Origin of the sequence: Micromonospora sp. NPDC047074 (genome assembly GCF_040643815.1) — a bacterium.
GTDB lineage: Bacteria > Actinomycetota > Actinomycetes > Mycobacteriales > Micromonosporaceae > Micromonospora.
The window spans coordinates 608,276-624,630 of sequence record NZ_JBEYVB010000002.1; the positions used below are offsets into that span (position 1 = coordinate 608,276).

The following is a 16,355-nucleotide window of genomic DNA, read 5'->3' on the forward strand; positions in this document are numbered from 1 at the left end:
CGCTGCTTGCCGGCGGAGGGCTCGCGCTGCTCGCCCGGCAGGCCGACCCGGGAGGCGCCTTCAGCGCCCGCTTCGAGACCGTGCGTGCCCCGGGGCACGCGGTGGTCGTCCGGGACGTCGACGAACTGCTGCGGACCGAGGCGCCGTTCGCCCGCGCCGGGCAGGCCCGGCTCCGGCTGGATGCCCGGACGCCCGACGGCCCGGCCTTCGTCGGGCTGGCCCCCGCCGACGAGGTGCGGCGCTGGCTCGACCAGGTCCCGCACGCCGAGGTGCGGCGGGTGGCGCTGGCCCGGGGGCCGCTGCCGGTCCGGCTGGAGCAGGCCGGCCCCGCACCCGCCGCCGGCCCCGCACCCGCCACCGCGCCGATCGGCCAGCCCTTCTGGGTACGCGAGGGGATCGGCGCGCTGGAGTGGTCCCCGGCGGAGTTGGCCGACCGGCGGCTGAGCCTGGTGGTGATGCGGCCCGACGGGCGTGCCGACCTGAGCCTGGAACTGCGGGCGGGGCTGACTGCCGGCTGGACCGCCCCGACGACCGTGGGTCTGCTGGCCGGCGGGGTGCTGGCGGTGTCGATGGCCCTGCTCCTGCTCCGCCCGGTGCGACCCCGCGAGGTGGTCTTCGTGGTCGAGCCGGACCAGGTGCCGGTGCTCGCCGGCCGCCTGGGGGTGACCTCGCTCAGTGGTCTCGGTGCCCAGCCGACCAGGGACAGCGACCGCCCCCACGTCGCGCAGCGCCAACTCGCCTCGGTCGGCGTCGGCCCCGCGGAAGCCCGGCCCGCGATCGGGCACGCGCCCGCCCGCCGTCCAGAGACGCTCGCCGACCTCGCCGGAGCCGGTCCGGCGGTCCGGCCGCCCGAGGTGAACCTCACCCTGGCCTGGCCGCCGGTCGCCCCCGGGGAGGACGATGCCCGGGCCAGCGTGGATGCCCAGCGGCCTGTCGATCCGGTCCCGACGGAGAGCCGCCTCCGCCCGGCCGCACCCCGTGCAGACCACGAACCGTCCAACTGACCCCTCGTCGGGCGGTCGGTGCGGGGCCGGACGGCGAACGGCCCTCCGCGCTGCCGACGCGGAGGGCCGCCCTTCACCGGGGGATCGGTGCTACCCGAGAGACGTCTGAGGTAGTTGCACCAGATTAGCGGTGAAGGACGCTACTCGGGAAGACTGTCCTTTTGGCGCGATTTTTCCTCGCCTCGCCGCACCGGTAGGGCCACCAGCAGCAGCAGACTCAACAGCACGTACGTGTTGCGCACCAGGAACTCGTCCACCGAGTCGGTACGCACCGGGGCGACCCCCCAGTCTTGGAAGGTCACCACGCCGTACACGATGAGGGCCGACGTGCCGACGGCGAGCGCGGCCAGCCAACGCCGCCGACGGGTGCCCTCGCGGGTCGCGGGGTCGGCGCTCAACGCCGCGTCCACCAGCACCACGACGGCCGGGATGAACCAGTAGATGTGGTGGGTCCAGGTGATGGGGCTGACCAGCGCGCCGACCAGCCCGGTGAGGGCGAGCCCGGCGAGCGGGTCCCCGGCGCGGGCGGCCCGGGCGGCACGCCACAGCCCGTAACCGGCGACGACCGCCACCAGCAGCAGCCAGTACACCTGGCTCGGCTTCTCCGGCGCGGTGATCCGGCTGAGCAGCCCGAACAACGACTGGTTTCCCGTGTAGTCGGTGCGGCCGACCCGGTCGGTCGCCCACAGCTCGTGGGTCCAGAACCGCCACGAGTCCCGCGGCGCGACCGCGGCGGCGAGCAGCGTCGCGGCGGCGGCCGTCACGCTCGCGACCGCCGCCGCCCGCCACCGGCGGGTGGCCAGCAGGTAGACGATGAAGATGCCCGGAAAGAGCTTGAGCGCCGTCGCCAGCCCGACGCCCACGCCGGCCCAGCGGCTCGCCCGGGGTACGGCGAAGAGCAGGTCCGCCAGGATCAGCACGACCAGCAGCATGTTGATCTGGCCGAAGGTGATGGTCTCGCGGGTGCTCTCGACGGCCAGCACGAGCAGCACCGCCACGGTGAGGGTGAAGACCCGGGGCAGGCCGTGCCGGTCGATCAGCGGGGTGACCAGCCAGCGGGTGGTGACCAGCACCGCCAGCCCGGTCAGGACGGTGAAGATCGTGATGGTGGCGCCGAGCGGCAGCAGCGCGAACGGGCGCAGCAGCAGCGCGCTGAACGGCGGGTAGGTGAAGTAGAGCTCGCCCTGCACCCGGTCGGGCTGGACGTAGTCGTAGAGCGGGTTGCCGGCCGCCCACCAGTCCATCGCCCGCATGTAGATCTTCAGGTCGAAGAAGTCGTGCACCAGGCCGGGCAGGTAGAGCGCCGGCAGCACGGCGGCCAGCGCGAGGACGGCGACGACCCGACGGACCGTACGGCCGCCGGTGTCGTCGTCGGTGACGGCGGGCGGTGCGGCGGGTTCGGCTGGCACGGGGGAAACCCTAGCGGTCACCTCGCGTCGCGGTGCGCGGGCGCGCGGCCGGTGGGGCTGCGCGTAGGCTGTGCCGGTGGCTGATCTTCTCGTCTGGATCGACTGTGAGATGACCGGGTTGGACCTCGGCAGGGACAAGCTGATCGAGGTCGCCGCGCTCGTCACCGATCCCGATCTCAACGTGCTCGGGGAAGGCGTCGACGTGGTGATCCACGCCGACGAGGCGGCGCTGGAGGCGATGCCGGAGATCGTGGCGACGATGCACGCCAAGTCCGGGCTGACCGAGGAGGTCCGGCGCTCCACGGTGACCCTCGCCGAGGCCGAGGACATGATTTTGGAGTACGTCGCCAGCCACGTGAAGGATCCGCGTACCGCCCCGCTGTGCGGCAACTCGATCGCCACCGACCGGGGCTTCATCACCCGGGACATGCCCCGCCTCGACGCCCACCTGCACTACCGGATGATCGACGTGTCGTCGATCAAGGAGCTGTGCCGCCGCTGGTATCCGCGGGTGTACTTCGGCCAGCCGCAGAAGGGGCTGGCCCACCGGGCGCTGGCCGACATCCGGGAGAGCATCCGGGAGCTGGAGTACTACCGGCGGACCGTCTTCGTGCCGCTGCCGGGCCCGGACGTGGAGACGGCGAAGGCGATCGCTGCCGGACTCTGAGCCGCCGGGTGTAACCCGCTGGACGGGGCGGGCGGGGGTGGGGCTATTATTGGTCCGCACCCCGCCCGGGGCGATCGACCGGGTGTGGATTCATCGGGTGTGAACGGCATGGTGGCTGTAGCTCAGTTGGCAGAGCACCGGGTTGTGGTCCCGGTTGTCGTGGGTTCAATTCCCATCAGTCACCCGGTTACGAAGGCCCCCTCCTCGCGGAGGGGGCCTTCGGCGTTTCCGGGCTCAGTTGGTCGGGGTGACCGTGGGCTCGCCGGTCGGCTCCGGGTCGGCCTCGGTCGGCGGCTCGTACGGCAGGGCGCTGCCCTTGACGTACTGCTCCCAGCTCATGTTCCAGTCCGTCCAGCCGTTGCCGTTCTGGAGCTTGCGTTCGGTGCCCTTGACGGTGATCGGGTCACCGACGCGGGTGTTGGCGAACAGCCACGCCCCGTTGGCCATCGACACGTTCACGCAGCCGTGCGAGACGTTCACCCGGCCCTGCTGCCCCTCGGACCAGGGCGCGGCGTGGATGAACTCGCCGCCCCAGGTCAGCCGCTGGGCGTAGTCGATCTTCGTGCGGTAGCCCTCCTCGGGGCCCAGCTCCTCGAAGGTGTCGAAGACCGTCTTCCGCAGCTTCTCGATGACCACCATCGTGCCGCTGGAGGACGGGGTGCTCTTCTTGCCGAGGCTGACCGGGATGGTCTTGATCACTGAGCCGTCCTTCGTGACGGTCATCCGCTTGGTCTTGTTGTCCACCGTCATGATCACCGCCGGGCCGACCTTGACGTCGACGGTGAGGTCCGCCCGGCCGTACCAGCCGCCGCCCAGCGGCAGGCCACCCGCCTGGACCCGGTAGGAGACCGTGCTGTTCGCCTGCCAGAACTCCTTGGGGCGGTAGCGGATCTCGGTCGGGCTGACCCAGTGCCAGATGCCCTCCTGGGCCGGCGAGGAGGTGACCGTCATCCGGCTCTGCACGTCGTCGCGGTAGTCCTCGGGAACGGCCCGGCTGAACTTGACGATCAGCGGCATGCCGACGCCGACGACCTGGCCGTCGCCGAGGAAGCTGCTGATCCGGATCTGCTTGCCGGGCTTCGCCATGGTGGTGAAGGTGCTGGTCGCCGTCGCCGGTCGCCCGTCGTCGCCGGTCGCGGTCACCGTCGCGGTGTACGTCTCGCCGTACTTCAGCGCGCCGCCCGGCAGCCAGCTCTTGCCGTCGGCGGCCAGCCCGCCCTCGACGGCCTTCCCGGCGGAGTCCTTCAGCTCGACGCTGGTCTCCTGCGCGTCCTTCGCGGTGAAGGTGATGCCCGTCGAGGCGGGCACGTCCTTCGCGTCGGCCGCGGGCTCGACGATGGTGGCCGCAGCCTTCGGCGGGGCGGGCTGGTCACCGCCGTTCTGCCAGGCCGACGGCTTGCCCCCGTCGGTGCAGGCGGAGGCCAGCACGAGCGTCACGGCGAGCGCCGCCACCGCGAGCCCATGGCGGCGGCCACCCCGCCGGTCGCCTCGACGCCGGATCAGCTGGTCCTGGACAGCTCGCATGATTCCCTCACAGTCGTGGTTCCCCGATTGCCCATCGTCCCTCACTGACGCACGGGGACAGATACCCGTTCCGAGGGGTGAACCGAAACACGCCGAACGAGATGTCCGAATGCTGATAAAGCTCGGGGCCGTGTACGGGGCGCTCGCCGCGCACAGCCCTGGTCGGTGACGCTGGCCGGGCCGGTTCCGTCAGAAGGCCGACCGGCCCGCGGATGCGGACCGGTCGGCCTTCGTTGCGGTACGGCTTCCTCAGAAGGCCGGGGTCTCGCCGCCCTCGGGCACCGGCACGGCGCTGCCCTTGACGTACTCGGACCAGCTCAGGCTCCACGCCGTCCAGCCGTTGCCCGAGGCCAGCCTGCGCTCGGTGCCCTTGATCGTGATCGGGTCACCGATCTTGGTCTTCCCGAACAGCCACCTGGCGTTCGCCGTGGAGACGTTGACGCAGCCGTGCGAGACGTTCTGCCGACCCTGCACGTGCTCCGACCAGGGGGCCGCGTGGATGTACTCGCCGCCCCAGGTGAGCCGCTGGGCGAAGTCGATCTCCGTGACGTAGCGGTTCGCCGGGTCCGGGTCGTCGCGGGTGTCGAAGACCGTGGACTCCTTCTTCTCCATCACCACCATCGTGCCGCTGGAGGAGGGGGTCTTCTTCTTGCCCAGGCTCACCGGCAGGGTGCGGACCACCTGGCCGTCCTCGTAGACGGTCATCTTCTTGGTGGCGTTGTCGACCTTCATCTCGAACGCCCGGCCGATCTTCGCGGTGGCCGACCGGTCGACGTTGCCGTACCTGCCGTTGCTCAGCGGGATGCCGGCCAGCGCGATCCGGACGGTGAGCGTCGTGCCGGGCTTCCAGTACTCCGGTGCGCGGTAGTAGGCCTGCGTGCCGTTCTCCACCCAGTGCCAGGCGCCCGGCTGCGGCGGGTCGGACTGCACGAACATCCGCCTCTGCACCGCGGCCCGGTCCTTCTTCGGGATCCCCGGGTGGAACTCGGCGACCACCGGCATCGCCACGCCGTAGGTCTTGTCGTCGAAGAGGTAGAGGCCGGAGCTGATCACCGACTTGGGCTTCGCCATCGTGGTGAAGGTGCTGGTGCCCTGGCTGGTCGCACCGTCGGCGCCGGTCGCCGTGACGGTGGCCGTGTAGCGGGTGCCGTGCTTCAACGGCTTCGACGGCACCCAGGAGGAACCGTCGGCGCGCAGCCGCCCCTCGACCTGGTTGCCACCCGAGGTGGTCAGCGTGACGCTGGACACCTTGCCGCCGCCGGGCAGCTCGGCGCTGATCTCGGAGCTGACCGGCCTGCTCTTCGCCCCGTCGGCCGGGCTCACCGTCAGCGGTGGACCGCTCGGCGCGGCCGGGGTGGCGGACCCGTCCGCTGCGCTCGACGCCGACGTGGCCGGCGCGGTGCCGCCGACGAATTCCGCCTTCTTCTGCTCGCTGCCGCAGCCGGTCAGTGCCAGCGACGCGACCAGGCCGAGGGCGCCCACCATCGCCCCGGCCCGCGTGAACATGCCCATCCCCACCTCTGTTCTCGCGTACCTGGCGCACATCGTGCCGCATGGTCGCTTGTTCTCCGTGCCCCCGCGTCGCCGGCCGGCCTGCTTTGTCCCGGATGCCCGTTAAGCTCGACCGAAGGGGGGAGCCGGGGATCGGATTGGAACCCCGCTCGGAGAGCGTGCTAATCTTCTCCCCGTTGCCAGCGAGCGCCGCTAGCTCAACTGGCAGAGCAGCGGACTCTTAATCCGCGGGTTCGGGGTTCGAGTCCCTGGCGGCGCACCAACGATCAAGGCCCTGACCTGGTGGTTCACACCGGGTCTGGGCCTTTTTCGTGTCTGGTGGTGGTGGGTGGTCGCTCGGTGGGTGCTCGGGAGCCGGTGGACCGGGGTGGCGTTGGTGGGACGCGGCGCGGTACTCCGAGACGCCGGTCTGTGGCTGCTGGCGCCGGATGGTCGGGCGGCCGGGGTTGCGGCAGTCGGTGGTGCCAGATCGGTTCGGTGGGCGGTTCCCGGATGGGCTCGGAGCCGCGGTCCGGCGATCTTGGCCAGCCTCATCCTTGCCGAAACGTGCTGGCCCGCGCGCACCGCGAGATGTGCTGGCCTCGCTGCCGGCAAACTGACACTGCACCCGAGTTCTGGATCTGAGAAGGTGTGCCCGCACGAGTCGGACCTGCGTGGACGGAGCCACCGCCGTTGATCATTCTAGACACCAACATCCTCTGGGGCATGAAGCCAGACAGCAGCACCGCCGACCTCCTCCGGGCGCTCAAGGCAGCCGGAGTCCGCGTCGCTGTCCCGTGGGTGGTCTTGGAGGAACTGGCCTCACACCGGGCTCTCGCGTACGCCGAGGCTCACGCAACGGCGACTTCGGCCCTCAATGAGCTGAAGGTGCATGTTCCGTGGGGAGGAGTGCCCAGCCTCGGCCAGGTCGACGCGGAGCGGCACCGGATGCACTGGCGAAACATGTACCGGCAGATGGTCGAGGTCATCGAGCCGAGCGTGGAGGTACTGCGGACCGCGCTCTTCCGGGAGTCCAACGTCCTCGCGCCGTGCAAGCGGGTTGGCCAGAAGGGCCCTAAGACTGGTTCCCGGGATACTGCCATCTGGCTGACGGCCATCGAGTACGCACGTGGCCACGAGGACGAAACGGTCTACTTCGTTAGCGAAAACACGAAGGACTTCGGCGACGGCACGGAGTACCTGGAGCCGATGAAGAGCGACCTCGTGAGCTTGGAGGACCGCTTCTATCACCTCACCGCGCTGGACGCCGTGGTGGAGCGCTTCGCGAAGCCGGCCGAGGTCGACCCGGAATTCCTCCCTGCGCTGCTGGCAGCCAAGGACTCGATCGAACTACTCACGGACGCGCTGTCCGAACATCTGCCGACGTTCGCCCACAAGAACGACTCGGGATGGATGAACGCAGGTCTTGCCCACACCCGACTCGGGGACGGCGAGAACGTGGGGGAAATCCTTGCCGGGTCGAGGTGGCTCTTCTCGCCCTCAGTCACCTTCGGTGGTGTCTCGGACGTGACTGCCCACAGCATCGACGGACAGGACTGGTACATGGCCACCGTCCGGTTGATCGCGTCCGGCTTGATGGCGCTGCCCGGACCAAACCTCATCCCCGCGGCGAACGCTCTGGAGGCCCGCGTATTGGTGACCCAGGACGAGACTGGCGCACGCCCGTCGGTCCTGCGATGCAAGCCTCCCCGTGCACTTACGGCCGAGGAAGTCAGCCGGGTTCCGAGCACGGAGGTCAACCAAAGACGGGAGTTGGCAGCGCGATTCCTATCCAACCAGCCGTCAAGGCAAGCCTCCCCCGCGACATCAGAATTTCCGCAGCCCGGCTCGCCAATCGACCTTCTCTCTACTCTGTTCACGTGGGCCGTCGCTGCCTGGACGGTGCGGGATACGTTGAAGTAGCACCTTCCCATGGAAATCTTGGGCAATGTATCCATGGTGACCGATGTGTGGTTGAGGCTGCCGGACAGACTGGATGGCGGGTCGTTCCTATAGTGCAGTCATGCGATGCACAGCACCCAGTCGGGGCCACCGCACCTCCAGCGGTGCCGCCGCGTGTCCCGTCCATGGCCGATCGTCGTCCCGGTCCTACACGTCCTACCCGTCCCCGTCCAACTACGCTTCGTCAAGCTCGTCCCGCAGCGGAGGCGGAAGCGGGTCCTCTGCGGGTGGCGGTGGGGGTCGGTCGACGCGGCCTCGGTGGTCGCCAGCTAACTCGCCCGTTGCCTACACCTCGGACGAGGTCGCGGCGCTGGACCGCTACCGCAGCAAGGTCGAGGCGGTAGGACCTCGAGCCAAGTCGTACGACCTGTTCCTCTGTCACGCCTGGGACGACCGGCGTGGGACCGCGACTGAACTGCACAACCTCCTCGAAGCCGAGGATGTGTCGGTCTGGTTCAGCGAGAAGGACATAATCCTCGGCCAGCCGTTCATGCGGGAGATCGACAAGGGTCTGGCCAAGACGCGCATCGGTCTCGTGCTCATCACGCCTGCACTTCTCAGGCGCGTCGAGAGCGGCGGGGTGTCCGAGAAGGAACTCTCGGAACTGCTGTCGCGTGACCTGCTGATCCCTGTCGCGCATGGGGTCACTTACGAGGAGATTCGGTCGGTCAGCCCGCTCCTCGGCTCCCGCAACGGGCTGAGCACAGAGGAGGACTCCCTAGAGAGCATCGCCAAGAAGATCGCCGAACTGATCGCCGTGTAACGTACCGGCGCTACTGGACGAGTCTCCAGCATTGCCTTCATGTTGATCAGGACGCGGAGTGTCGTGGGTCGGGTCAGGACCGGGTTTGCGTATCGGCTGCGCGTGGGTGACTGGAGTCAGAGGGTAGCTGCTCCAACGGAACCACAGCGTTGCTGTATGAAGCCCTTCTTGCGCAATCAAATACATAGATAGTCTTGCATCGGAAGGATCGGGGTACCAGTCACGTGGCCGTTCGGCTCACGGTCGATGTGCATGTTGCGCCGAGCTTGTGAGGAAGTCGAGAGGGGCGCAGTGCTCCAATACTTCGTTCACGACCGCGCTGAGCTGGCCGTATGCATCGAGAAAGCTCGCGCGTAGGTCTGGGCGGTGGGGCCAGACCCGAGTGGCGAGTCGTACGAGGTCGCGGGCGGGTAGGTCGTAGCGGGTGTGCTCGAAGTCGATCAGCCTGACCACTCCGTCGTCGCCGTAGATCATGTTTCGGGGCATGAAGTCGAGGTGGCATGGAAGGGCGGGCAGCGGCGCCAAGTCTCGGAGGGCTCGCATGTGCGCGCGTAGCTCGGCCCTGCGGGCGGCGGTGATGCGGTCCCCGGCTCGGTGGATCCAGTACTCGGCGCGGTCTGCGAGCCAGGCCGTCCAGTCTGGTTCGAGGCGGGGCGGTCCAGCGGCGTGGAGTGTCTTGAGTAGCTGTCCTGCCTGCCGGTAGGCGCTCTGCTCAGCCTCGAGGTCGAGTTGCCGCTCGGTGAGCGCTGCTCCCGCTACCGCGGTGATGACGATGGCCGGTGGGTCGTCAGTTATCGCGAGCAGTCGGGGTGCCCTGTCTCCGAGGGCAGGAACCCAGGTCCGGTAGGCGTGGACCTCCTGGTGGTGTCGCTCCAGGCTGCGATGGATCTTGACAACGACGTCTCCATGAGCGGACGTCGAGGTGCGGAGCACGCGAGTGCCAGCGTGCCCGGGGTGCGAAGTCACGGGCTTGGCGTCGGCATCGAGGAGCCGTTGGCAGAGCGCGAGGTGAACGTTGACGTCAGCCATGGCGGGGTTGGAGGTGTCGGGTGTCGTTGTGGCTGACGAGTTGCCAGATGGTGCGGCCGAAACGGTTGGTCGGTCGCTGCCACCGGGCGATGGAGGCATGGTCGGAGACGAATCCGAGCCGCAGGCAGGCGTTCCGGGGGAGGCTGAGGAGCAGGTTGTGGGCCGCTTCGACGGTTTCGCCGTGAGCGGCGACGAGGATTCGTTCACCCTCGTGGCGGGCGAGGATCTTCTGCAGTGCTGTGGTCGCCCGGTAGAGGTACTCGTTCCATGTCTCGGATCCGGAAGCGTACTGGCGGTCTGGGCTGTGCTGAGGTGGCCCCTGGAAGGAAGTCTTGATGTCGACCCAGGGTCGGCCGTCGGCATCGCCGTGGTCAGGGCCGCGGAGGTCCGGGTCGATGGTGGCGGGCATGTGCAAAGCTTGAGTGATGATCTCGGCGGTCTGGGTGACGCGGAGTCGGGATGTGGCGTAGAGGGCAATGTAGGGCTGTTTGGCGTGTTCGGCGGCCAGGCGGGCGGCCAGTAGCTCCGCCTGGTACCGGCCGAGGTCTGTGAGGCCGGTGCAGCCGTGTTCACCGCCGACGATTCCGGCGACGTTGCAGGCGGCTTCGCCGTGGCGAGCAATGACGAATTCGGTTGTCGGGGCCATTCGGGGGTTCCTCCTCAGGTCGGTTCGGTGAGGAACGGGTCCGGCCAAGGCCGGACGGTGGGCCAGGGGTGCCGGTATCCGTTGCGGCCGAGATATCGCAGAGTCAGCAGGTGGTGCAGCTCGGCGTACCGTTTTAAGTCGGCCGAGCTGCAGATCTGAGGCGCGACAGCGACGCGGTAGGCGCGCAGACAGCGAGTGATCGATTGGTCAGCGAGGCGGCCGTAGGTCATGGATGCGGTGACCAGGAGGCCAGCCAGGTCGTAGCCGAAGGGAGCGAGTGTCAGGTCGTCGAAGTCGACGACAGCGAACTCGTTGCCGTTCGCGAGGTAGTTCCGAATATTCGGGTCCTTGTAGAACGTCACGGGAACCGCGGTTCTGTCGAGTACGGCACCAATGACCGATCCGTGGGTGCCCGCCGCGGCAGCGGCGCGGTGTAGCGCCGCCTGACGCGGGCTGGCGAAGTCGGGGATCACGAGTCCGGTCGAGGTGGTGTGAGGTCGGTCCAGGTGGGCGGCCCGAAGCTCATATTGGTGGGCGGCAGCGTGAAGACGGCCGAGTGCTGCAGCAGCTCGAGGAAGATCTCCGACGTCCGGTGCACGCCCCGACAGCCGTTCGAACACGAGATGCCGGGCACCCCGCGCGACGAGCGCGGGCAGGCGTACGCCGGAGCCCAGGCCGGCCAGCCAGGCGTGGTGGGCGGCAGCGGCGGCGCAGCGTTCCGGGTCGTCGTACCGCTTGACGAAGAGAGCACCACTCACGGCCGCACCGCCACGGCGAAGCTGACGGTGGATCGGGTTGTGTAAGGCGGTGCGGACAGGCGCTGCTGGAGGGCCGCGGCGAGAGTAGGGATCCCGCCGGTCAGGGTGATCCGGTATTTGGGTGTGGTGATGAGGTACCGGGCGAGGTGCGTGGCGTCCACGAACTGGAAGACGTGTTCCTCGTGCTGGACGTCGATGACGGTCAGGTTGGTGGCGACGATGGTATGCAGGTTGCCGCTGTGGAAGCTCTCGTAGAGGCTCGGTCGGCTGGTGACATGCGGGTCGAGTCCGGCGGCGTGGACCAGATGGTCGAGTTCGGCGTAGCTGTCCAGGGACTTGGTGACCAGGACGGCGGTGCCGCCAGGGCGTAGGCAGCGGGCAATCTCCGCTACAGCCAGATCCGGCGTCGGCGAGTGGTACAGGCAGAAGGCGGCAACCGCAGCGTCGGCCACGCTGTCCGGCAGCGGCAGGTGGTGGAAGTCAGCGCAGACCACTGAGCCCAACGGGCCAGCGTCGCCGAGGCGGTCGCGGGTGGTGCGGAGAAGCGCGGTCGAGGCGTCGACGGCAATGAGCCGGCGGGGCCGGAGCCGGTCAGCCAGGCGCAGGGTTGTGGTGCCGCGCCCGCAACCGATGTCGAGCACGGCTGCCCCGGCCGGGACCTGGGCGGCGAGCAGGTCGGCGATTGTGTCGGCAGCGTCGCTTCCGCTGATCTTGGCGCGATGCAGCGCGCGAGTTCGGTCGGCGAGCCGGCCGTCGCCCTGGTAGAGGTCGCCGTGGACCAGCGTGGGGTCAAGAAACGGGTTGGCCGACATTCGTCGCCTCCCGTTCCGCTGCGGTCAGGTCACGGGCTGATGCCCTTCGCGGACGCGTTTGATCAGTTGGGCGGCCTGACGGCGGCTGGTGAGGGTGATCAGGTGGACGTGTGGTCCGTGTTCTCGGATGAGGTTCTGGACTCGCGGGCGCATGGTGCGCCGGTAGCCGAGGATGTAGCGGACGAAGTTCCAGGTGATGCGGTCGTAGACGCCGTCCTGGTGGTGTTGCCCGCCCCGGTAGCGCCAGCGGCGCTGGGCGATGCCCCATAGGCAGGTTCTGGCCGGTAGGTCGAGGAAGATCACGGTGTCGGCGGCGGCAAGCCGAATCGGCAGGGTACCGGCGTAGTTGCCCTCGATGATCCATCGTTCGCCAGCGACGAGTTTCTCCTGCTGGGCGGCGAACTCGTCCTGCGGTAAGGGGCTCCAGTGCTCGTCGTAGTAGGTCGCGTCGAGGTGCGTCAACGGCGCGTCGAGGATCCGGGCCAGCTGGCGTGCGACGGTGGACTTGCCGCTGCCGCCGCAGCCGATGATGGCGATCCTGTCCATGCTTCTCCAGGGTAGAGGTGTGGTGCGCTCGTCCGGTGGTGACACGGTGGGTCATGACGGCACCGACCAGGGGTGATGTAGCAGGTAGGTGAGCACCTCGAGCTGGGTCGAGAGTCGGAACGGGTCGAGGTGCCTTAGGCACCCCGCGATCAGGTTGGCGTGGTCACCGGTGCCGGCGATCTCGCTGAGCCAGCCGATGCGGTGCCGCACGTCCGTGGCGTCGCGGACGATCAGTGACGAGGGAACAAGGGCGTCGGCGCCGCGGACGTCACGAGGCAGCAGGGGCACGCAGCCGGCGAGGACGGCCTCGAAGATCCGTTGGGTCATCTGTCCTGCTTCGGCGTACCGGGCGGGAAGCAGCAGGACGGTGGCGAGCGCGTCGGCGTAGATCGCGGACACTCTGGGGAACGGAACGCGGCCGATGAAGTTCAGATCCGGCCAGCGCCTGGTGTCGGCCCACTTGCCAGCGATCAGGTGGGGCAGTTGGGCGGCGGCCGGCGCGAAGTAGGTGTCGAACGCGTGGTCGCGGTCGTACTGGTTGCCGACGTAGACGAGCGGAATCCGGCGGGGCAGGGCCGCCAGCGCAGCGGGGTCAGCGGCGTCGATGGCCGTGTCGGCGACCGGGAAAAGCAGCGGTACCGCGCCCGGAGTGGGGTGCAGAGCGGGTTCACAGACCGTGGTGTTGCGGGCACGGCGGAGGAGGTCCGTTGCGGACAGCCGGCGGTCCTTGTCCCACAGGAGCGTCGGGGTGCCGGCCTGGTGGGTGTAGTGGTCAAGCAGTTCGACCTGTCGGTGCAGGTCGCAGGTGTGGCCTGGTCGCCCGCAAACGGTGGTGTTACGACCGGGAATGGGCCAGCGCCATTCGAGGAACAGTGCGTCGAGGTCGGGCAGGCCGACGTCCCAGCGGTAGTGGCCGGTGAGATCGTCGCCGGCCTCGCAGAGGTCCCGGTTGGGTTGAAGGAAGACGATGTCATGGCCGGCTGCACGTAGCCCGTCGACCAAGGTCTGGCGGTGGCTGCGACCTCCGTCCGGGGTGTCGGTGATGCCGGGGCCGAGGAATCCCCAGAAGCTGTAGCCAATTCTCACTTGGTCACCCACCAGCCTTCGATGAGCAGCGCGTCCAGGCCGGATTCTGTGAGGCAGTCCATAGCCATGTCCGGTGTGCCGCAGATCGGCTTGCCTTTGATGTTCAGCGAGGTGTTGATCAGCACGGGGTGGCCGGTGAGCTCGCCGAAGCGGGTGAGGACGTCGGCGAGGAAGGGGTGTTGCTCGCGGGTGACGGTCTGGACTCGGGCGGTGCCGTTGACGTGCACGATCGCGGGTAGCTTGTTGCGGGTCAGCTCGGTCACGGGAGCCGCGAGCGACATGTACGGCGACGGTTGGCGTAGCCGGAAGTAGTCGGTAGCCCTGTCGGCGAGGACGACAGGGGCGAAAGGTCGGAACGGTTCGCGGAACTTGACGGTGGCGTTGAGCCGCTCGACCACACCGGCCTCCAGGGGAGAGGCGAGGATCGATCGGTGCCCCAGTGCCCGTGGGCCGGCCTCCAGCGCGCCGGTGAACAACCCCACGATCGCCCCGTCGGCTAACTGCCGGGCCAGATGTTGGACAGGTTCGGCGGGTCGGCTCGCGTGGAGTCCCGTGCGCGGTGCTGCCGGTAGTGCCAGGTCGGGATAGGTGGGGCCGAGGTAGCAGTGGTGGCGGAGGCCGGTGGGTGGGCGGCTGGTCACGTCGAGCCAGGCGTGGGCGGCGGCGCCGATCGCGGTGCCCGCATCGCCGGGGGCGGGCGGTACGTGCACCACGTCGACGATGCCGGCCTGGGCGATGAGGCCGGCGCTGACGCAGTTCATCGCAACTCCACCACCCAGGCAGAGCAGCCCGGAGGCGGTCAGCCGGCGGGCCTGCGCGGCGAGATGCAGCATCACCTGCTCGGTGCGTTCCTGCAGCGCAGCGGCCAGGTCGGCGTGCACAGGCTCTACCGGTGCGGCCGGCGTGCGGGGCGGGCACGTTGCGGCGGTGAACGCGAGCGTGACCCGGCCGTAGCGGCTGGCGAGCACCCGCAGGGCGATCAGCGCTGGGTCGAGGGTGAACCCGTCGGTGGTGAGCTGAATCGCCCGGGACATCAGCTCTCGGAACCGGGTGGGGTCGCCGAGGGCGGCCAGCGCCATCACGGTGCCTTCCTCGTCGCCGCGGCGCCAGCCGAGGTGCTCGGTGACGGCACCGTAGGCGTAGCCGAGGGAGGCCGGGTCGTCGATCGCGTGCGCCAGGTCGAGGCTGAGCCGCGAGTTGCGTTGACGGGCGTGCCAGGTGGTGGTGGTCTGCAACTCTCCGAGGCTGTCGACGATCAGGACCGCCGCGTCGTCCACACCGGCGGCGGCAAAGGCGTACAGGGCATGCGCCCGGTGGTGCGGCACCGGTTGCAGTCGAGCGCGCGGGAACCGCGCGGCCAGGTCTCGCATCCGGGCCTGGTAGCGGCGGTGGACCGTGGTGAAGCTACGAGCCCGTGGTACGGCTCGAGCGCGGCTGGCCGCCTGCCGTAGATGACTCGGCAGTTGGCCCAGTGCTCCCAGGTAGCGGCGTCCATCGAAGTTGTACGCCACCGTGGTCACGTCCGATGGCGACAGGCTGGCCTCGCCGAGCAGCCAGGTGACACCGTGTGCCGGGTAGGCCTTGCTGTGCTTGACCCCGTCGAGCCGTTCTTCCTCGACGAAGCCGACGAGATGGCCGTCGACCAGCAGTGCCGCCGCCGAGTCATGCGTGTATGCGCACAGCCCGAGCACCACATCCGCGGTCATGCCAACTCCGTCGAGACGAGAGCCGGCCGCGTGAGGTGCTGATACCAGGCGACAAGGGCAGCGCCGAGCGGTCCCGGTGTGTCATGGGCGAGCTTGCGCGCCAGGTCCCGCTGGCCAAGCTTCCAGGTCCGGTAACTGATAAGCACTTGTCCGAACGTGTCCCACGGGGTGCCGTCGGACAGGTCGCCGTCGCCACCGATGATCTGCGCGAGGACGGCGTCCAGGCTGGGCCAGTCCACGCCGAGCGGATCCATCTCGGTGACGGTCGGCTCGTGGTGGAGGCACTCAGCGGCGGCCGGCGCGTGCTCGGCGTACAGGTGCAGTGAGTCAATGTGGTGGTGGTACTCGCCGACCTCGACACCGAGCCAGCCGGCCATGAGCTCCTGCAGGAGCGTGGTCGCGAAGATGTCGTACGGGAACCCGAGCCACAGGTCCTGGCTGCGCATGGTGGTGTGCATCTCGAGCCGGCCCTGCCGGATCAGGAACCGGTACCCGAGAGTGCACGGCACATCCCGGTAGCCGCGGTGGTCACGTCCCGGGTCATAGATCTGCACGACGGCCTGCCGGGAGTCCCGGTCGGCCGTCAGCTTCCGGACGACCGCGTCGAGCTGGTCGAGGCTGCCGCCCCACCGGCGGATGCGTGGCCCGTACGCGCCCTGCAGGACTCCGTCGTCCGCGTAGCGGCGCAGGTTGTCGTTGAAGTCGAAGATCCACGGGTCGTCCGAGCCGGAGAGGATCCACAAGGCCTCGGCGACGGCGAACGCCGGGTTGATGACGCGGGTGGGAGGCACGGAGACCAGCCGGCGCCGAGGGTTGGTCAGGCACAGGTGCGCGCCGATGACCTCGGTGGTCATCATGTCGCGCGGGCAAGCCATGCGACCGTTGAGGAGTACTGCCTGGCAGGCTGCGGTGAACAACTCGCTCGCGGAGTCCGCTGTCAAGACGATCATGA

14 protein-coding genes, 2 tRNA genes and 1 pseudogene are annotated in these 16,355 nt (G+C 69.0%); 6 read left to right on the forward strand and 11 right to left on the reverse strand.

The window, feature by feature from the left end; all coding sequences use genetic code 11:
- Nucleotides 1-473: 473 nt before the first annotated feature.
- Nucleotides 474-689, forward strand: a pseudogene (locus ABZ809_RS06505) (hypothetical protein); the annotation flags it as partial.
- Nucleotides 690-1,144: 455 nt separating this feature from the next.
- Here ABZ809_RS06505 and ABZ809_RS06510 read toward each other — a convergent pair.
- Nucleotides 1,145-2,413, reverse strand: coding sequence for a glycosyltransferase 87 family protein (locus ABZ809_RS06510; protein ID WP_357561356.1), 1,269 nt, complete (start codon nt 2,411-2,413; stop codon nt 1,145-1,147).
- A 70-nt stretch (nt 2,414-2,483) separates the two neighbouring features.
- Between ABZ809_RS06510 and orn the strand changes: the two genes are divergently transcribed.
- The gene (gene orn / locus ABZ809_RS06515; protein ID WP_357561358.1) at nt 2,484-3,080 is read left to right on the forward strand and encodes an oligoribonuclease; all 597 of its coding nucleotides are present in this window, start codon (nt 2,484-2,486) and stop codon (nt 3,078-3,080) included.
- A 111-nt stretch (nt 3,081-3,191) separates the two neighbouring features.
- Nucleotides 3,192-3,264: transfer RNA gene (locus ABZ809_RS06520), tRNA-His, on the forward strand.
- 50 nt (nt 3,265-3,314) lie between these two features.
- On the opposite strand, the gene ABZ809_RS06525 is transcribed toward ABZ809_RS06520, so the two are convergent.
- Nucleotides 3,315-4,604 carry an Ig-like domain-containing protein gene (locus ABZ809_RS06525; protein WP_357561359.1) on the reverse strand — a complete coding sequence of 430 codons (1,290 nt, stop codon included), beginning with the start codon at nt 4,602-4,604 and terminating at the stop codon, nt 3,315-3,317.
- Nucleotides 4,605-4,853: 249 nt separating this feature from the next.
- Entirely contained in the window at nt 4,854-6,116 is a 1,263-nt protein-coding gene (locus ABZ809_RS06530) for an Ig-like domain-containing protein (RefSeq protein ID WP_357561361.1), read from the reverse strand.
- A gap of 186 nt (nt 6,117-6,302) precedes the next feature.
- On the opposite strand from ABZ809_RS06530, the gene ABZ809_RS06535 reads away from it, so the two are divergent.
- The 3 genes from ABZ809_RS06535 (at nt 6,303) to ABZ809_RS06545 (ending at nt 8,820) form a co-directional block, all read left to right on the forward strand.
- Nucleotides 6,303-6,378, forward strand: a tRNA-Lys gene (locus ABZ809_RS06535).
- A gap of 368 nt (nt 6,379-6,746) precedes the next feature.
- Nucleotides 6,747-8,018 carry a PIN domain-containing protein gene (locus tag ABZ809_RS06540; protein ID WP_357561362.1) on the forward strand — a complete coding sequence of 424 codons (1,272 nt, stop codon included), beginning with the start codon at nt 6,747-6,749 and terminating at the stop codon, nt 8,016-8,018.
- Nucleotides 8,019-8,118: 100 nt separating this feature from the next.
- Nucleotides 8,119-8,820 (forward strand): toll/interleukin-1 receptor domain-containing protein, encoded by a 702-nt coding sequence (locus ABZ809_RS06545; RefSeq protein ID WP_357561363.1) that lies wholly within the window; start codon nt 8,119-8,121, stop codon nt 8,818-8,820.
- A 237-nt stretch (nt 8,821-9,057) separates the two neighbouring features.
- Here ABZ809_RS06545 and ABZ809_RS06550 read toward each other — a convergent pair whose 3' ends face one another.
- From ABZ809_RS06550 to ABZ809_RS06585, 8 genes are read right to left on the reverse strand one after another with little or no spacing between them, the layout of a single operon-like run.
- Nucleotides 9,058-9,849 carry an aminoglycoside phosphotransferase family protein gene (locus ABZ809_RS06550; RefSeq protein WP_357561364.1) on the reverse strand — a complete coding sequence of 264 codons (792 nt, stop codon included), beginning with the start codon at nt 9,847-9,849 and terminating at the stop codon, nt 9,058-9,060.
- The gene (locus ABZ809_RS06555) at nt 9,842-10,495 is read right to left on the reverse strand and encodes a histidine phosphatase family protein (RefSeq protein WP_357561366.1); all 654 of its coding nucleotides are present in this window, start codon (nt 10,493-10,495) and stop codon (nt 9,842-9,844) included. The genes ABZ809_RS06550 and ABZ809_RS06555 overlap by 8 nt, the downstream gene beginning before the upstream one ends.
- A gap of 14 nt (nt 10,496-10,509) precedes the next feature.
- Nucleotides 10,510-11,253: a phosphotransferase gene (locus tag ABZ809_RS06560; RefSeq protein WP_357561368.1), complete on the reverse strand. Its 744-nt coding sequence runs from the start codon at nt 11,251-11,253 to the stop codon at nt 10,510-10,512.
- Entirely contained in the window at nt 11,250-12,065 is an 816-nt protein-coding gene (locus tag ABZ809_RS06565) for a class I SAM-dependent methyltransferase (protein ID WP_357561370.1), read from the reverse strand. The genes ABZ809_RS06560 and ABZ809_RS06565 overlap by 4 nt, the downstream gene beginning before the upstream one ends.
- A gap of 24 nt (nt 12,066-12,089) precedes the next feature.
- Nucleotides 12,090-12,611 carry a topology modulation protein gene (locus tag ABZ809_RS06570; protein ID WP_357561372.1) on the reverse strand — a complete coding sequence of 174 codons (522 nt, stop codon included), beginning with the start codon at nt 12,609-12,611 and terminating at the stop codon, nt 12,090-12,092.
- A 51-nt stretch (nt 12,612-12,662) separates the two neighbouring features.
- Nucleotides 12,663-13,697: a hypothetical protein gene (locus ABZ809_RS06575; protein ID WP_357561373.1), complete on the reverse strand. Its 1,035-nt coding sequence runs from the start codon at nt 13,695-13,697 to the stop codon at nt 12,663-12,665.
- Nucleotides 13,694-15,403 (reverse strand): carbamoyltransferase C-terminal domain-containing protein, encoded by a 1,710-nt coding sequence (locus ABZ809_RS06580; RefSeq protein ID WP_357561374.1) that lies wholly within the window; start codon nt 15,401-15,403, stop codon nt 13,694-13,696. The genes ABZ809_RS06575 and ABZ809_RS06580 overlap by 4 nt, the downstream gene beginning before the upstream one ends.
- A complete protein-coding gene (locus tag ABZ809_RS06585) occupies nt 15,400-16,353 on the reverse strand; it encodes a thymidylate synthase (RefSeq protein ID WP_357561375.1) in 954 nt (317 codons plus the stop codon). The genes ABZ809_RS06580 and ABZ809_RS06585 overlap by 4 nt, the downstream gene beginning before the upstream one ends.
- Nucleotides 16,354-16,355: the final 2 nt, after the last annotated feature.

What these genes read in the sequence shown, in the direction of transcription:
- ABZ809_RS06565 (WP_357561370.1), bottom strand. Translation starts at nt 12,065, where the DNA reads ATGTCGGCCAACCCGTTTCTTGACCCCACGCTGGTCCACGGCGACCTC.
- ABZ809_RS06550 (WP_357561364.1), bottom strand. Translation starts at nt 9,849, where the DNA reads ATGGCTGACGTCAACGTTCACCTCGCGCTCTGCCAACGGCTCCTCGAT.
- ABZ809_RS06555 (WP_357561366.1), bottom strand. Translation starts at nt 10,495, where the DNA reads ATGGCCCCGACAACCGAATTCGTCATTGCTCGCCACGGCGAAGCCGCC.
- ABZ809_RS06525 (WP_357561359.1), bottom strand. Translation starts at nt 4,604, where the DNA reads ATGCGAGCTGTCCAGGACCAGCTGATCCGGCGTCGAGGCGACCGGCGG.
- ABZ809_RS06570 (WP_357561372.1), bottom strand. Translation starts at nt 12,611, where the DNA reads ATGGACAGGATCGCCATCATCGGCTGCGGCGGCAGCGGCAAGTCCACC.
- ABZ809_RS06580 (WP_357561374.1), bottom strand. Translation starts at nt 15,403, where the DNA reads ATGACCGCGGATGTGGTGCTCGGGCTGTGCGCATACACGCATGACTCG.
- ABZ809_RS06530 (WP_357561361.1), bottom strand. Translation starts at nt 6,116, where the DNA reads ATGGGCATGTTCACGCGGGCCGGGGCGATGGTGGGCGCCCTCGGCCTG.
- ABZ809_RS06585 (WP_357561375.1), bottom strand. Translation starts at nt 16,353, where the DNA reads ATGATCGTCTTGACAGCGGACTCCGCGAGCGAGTTGTTCACCGCAGCC.
- ABZ809_RS06545 (WP_357561363.1), top strand. Translation starts at nt 8,119, where the DNA reads ATGCGATGCACAGCACCCAGTCGGGGCCACCGCACCTCCAGCGGTGCC.